The organism is Endothiovibrio diazotrophicus, from assembly GCF_054657215.1.
Genome location: NZ_BAAHXB010000225.1, coordinates 1 through 2,893, shown reverse-complemented (window position 1 = coordinate 2,893; position 2,893 = coordinate 1). Strand labels below are relative to the sequence as shown.

3 protein-coding genes are annotated in these 2,893 nt (G+C 59.4%); 2 read left to right on the top strand and 1 reads right to left on the bottom strand.

Translation table 11 applies throughout. The features are described from left to right. A partial coding sequence (locus ACYQ2W_RS25835; RefSeq protein ID WP_459873874.1) for an RHS repeat-associated core domain-containing protein occupies positions 1-2,127 on the top strand: 2,127 nt, incomplete at its 5' end. Positions 2,128-2,132: 5 nt separating this feature from the next. Further along, positions 2,133-2,558 carry a hypothetical protein gene (locus ACYQ2W_RS25830; RefSeq protein WP_459873872.1) on the top strand — a complete coding sequence of 142 codons (426 nt, stop codon included), beginning with the start codon at positions 2,133-2,135 and terminating at the stop codon, positions 2,556-2,558. 99 nt (positions 2,559-2,657) lie between these two features. Here ACYQ2W_RS25830 and ACYQ2W_RS25825 read toward each other — a convergent pair. Then, on the bottom strand, positions 2,658-2,893 hold a 236-nt coding region (locus ACYQ2W_RS25825), incomplete at its 5' end, for a SymE family type I addiction module toxin (protein WP_459873870.1).

Sequence of the window (2,893 nt, the reverse complement as noted above, 5' to 3'; positions counted from 1 at the left end):
GCCGCCGGCCACACCACGCTGGCCTACTACGACCCGCTCACCAATCGCCCCGAGCGCATCACCGACCCCCTCGGCCGCGAGACCGTGCTCGACTACGACAACCAGGGCCGCCTGATCCGCGCCACCAACGCCGCCAACGAGTCCGCCACCGTCGCCTACACCGACCGCGGACAGATCCAGACCATCACCGACCCGGCCGGCAACGCCTGGACCTTCGCCTACGACGACTTCGGCAACCTCACCGCCGCCACCGACCCCGAGGGCCACACCGCCCGCTACCGCTACGACGCCGCCAGCCGGGTGATCGAGGCCACCGACCCCCTCGGCCGCTCCACCCGCTACGCCTACGACCCCATGGACCGGGTCACCCAGGTGATCGATCCCAAGGGCCACACCACGACCCTCGCCTACCGCCCCGACGGGCGGCTGGCCACCGTCACCGACGCCAAGGGGGCGGTGATCGAAAGCAACGAGTACGACGTCCTCGGACGCCTGACCACCCGCACCGATGCCCTCGGCCACACCGAGCAGTTCACCTACGACAAGAACGACAACCTGCTCACCTACACCGACGCCGCCGGGCAGCTCACCACCTTCGGCTACGATGCCCTCGACCGGCTGATCGGCCTGGTCGACGCCGACGGGCGCAGCACCGAGTACCAGTACGATCTGGCCGGCAATCTGGTGTGGGTCGCCGACTCCGCGAGCGGCGACACCCGCTACGACTACGACGAACTGGACCGCCTGACCCGCGAGATATCCCCCCGCGGCACCGTGGAATACGCCTACGACGCCGCCGGCCAGCTCACCGCCCGCCGGGTCAACGGGCTCTCCCTCACCACCTACGGCTACGACCCCGCCGGGCGGGTGACCACCATCGAGCACGACGGGCGACGGGCGCTCTACCGCTACGACGCGGCGGGAAGACTGAGCGAAAAGGAGCTGCCCAACGGGATCGTCCAGCGCTACGCCTACAGCCCCGCCGGGGACCTGCTCACCATCGCCTACCTCGACGCCTCCGGCAGCGAGGTGGACCGTATCGACTACGAGTACGACGGCGCGGGCAATCGGATTCGGCGCCACCGTATGCGCGCCAGCTCGACCCCGGAGACGCTGTTCAACGGGGTCTATGACGACGCCAATCGGATGCTCAGTTACAACGGCTATGCCTTGAGCTATGACGACAACGGGAACCTGGTGAGCCGGGAGACCGAGCAGGGAGCGGTGGACTACACCTGGGATGCCCGCGGTCAACTGGTCGCCATCGACGGGCCCAACGGCACGGCGCGCTTCAAGTACGACCACCAGGGGCGTAGGATTGAGCGGACCGTCAACGGGGTGACCACCGGATTCCTGTATGACGGGGCGCAGGCGGTGGCTGAGCTGGCCGGCAGTGCGCTGGGGGCCACCTACCACACCGGGTTGATGATCGATGAGGTGCTGGGGCGCTATGCGGCGGCTGGGGATAAGCAGCTCTTATCGGATGCGTTGGGGTCGGTGGTTGGGCTGGCGGATGAAGGGGGGTGGGTTTCGGATGAGTATGCCTATAGTCCCTTCGGGGAGTCGGTGCATACGGGGGCGGACGCGGGGAACTCGTTGGGGTATACCGGGCGGGAGGATGATGGGACTGGGCTCTACTATTATCGGGCGAGGTATTATGATCCAGGGCTGAAGAGGTTTATTAGTTCGGATCCGATTGGGTTGCTGGGTGGGGTCAATAGTTACGCCTATGTTTCAAACGACCCGCTGAACTTCTATGACCCGTATGGCCTGCTTCGGTTTAACTTTGACCAATTTGCAAATCAAGTTGAAGCAAACCGATTTGATATGAATGCTGTGTTGGGAACGCTAGTTGCCACAGAAGCCTTTGGAACAATGCCAAAGACCCCGAAGGAATTGAGAGCGTTTGGCCCCAAAAACAAGATCAACCCATTAACTGGACAACTTAGCAGATGGTCAGGCCGCTTCGGTACACGAGCCCTCCGCGTACTTGGCCGCACAACGTTTGGCATAGCTGTTGGAACGTTGACAACCGGAGCGCTAGTCTTTGAAGGGTTCTATGACTGGGGAGTAATAGGAAAAGCTGCCTGGGATGCCCTCTCCTTTGATGACAACCTTTGCAGGTAATCATCATGGATGTGCCAATGGAGATATCGGAAGATGAGCTGCGAAACGCAGCCAAACTACGAATAGCACGACTATTTAATGTGGCACCGGAAAATATATCACTTGATGATATTTTCGGGAAAGATATTCACACGAGCTTTGTATCAAACTGGAAGCCCAACGAACTTGATATCATCTATGACGATATTTGCGACATCGTTGACAAGAAGACATGGAAAGAGCTTGGCTCAGGGAGAATAAAAATAAGAACTGTAGGAGATTATTGTGACCTCATGGTCAGCAGCTATAAGAGCAACAAAAAAAATGTAACAGAAATTCTATTTGATTATGAAAAAGAAGAAAACAACAGGCTCAAGAATAACGTAACAGTAATTCTAATCGCCGCATCAGTGATTGGATTAATAGTCGCTTTATTGTTTGTATTAAATTGACTTAAACACCTACACAACCCCACCATCCAACCCATCAGATAATTCTTACAAACAAAAGCCCCACCCGATCACCGACCGGGCGGGGCTTGGTGTTGCGCCTCAATCCTCCTCGGCCACCGTCACCACCAGACACCCGCGCATGACCCGCACCTTCACCGGGGCGCGGATCTCGAAGCCTGCGGCGCTGAGCCAATCGCCGCGCATCTGCAACCAGGGCACGCGGCGCGAGCGGCGCGGCATACCGCTCTCGGTGGGCGGGTACTCGTAGAACACTATCGGGATCAGGTCTTTCTTATTGCCTATCAACGCAATTCCAGGTAGTGTGACCTCATGGC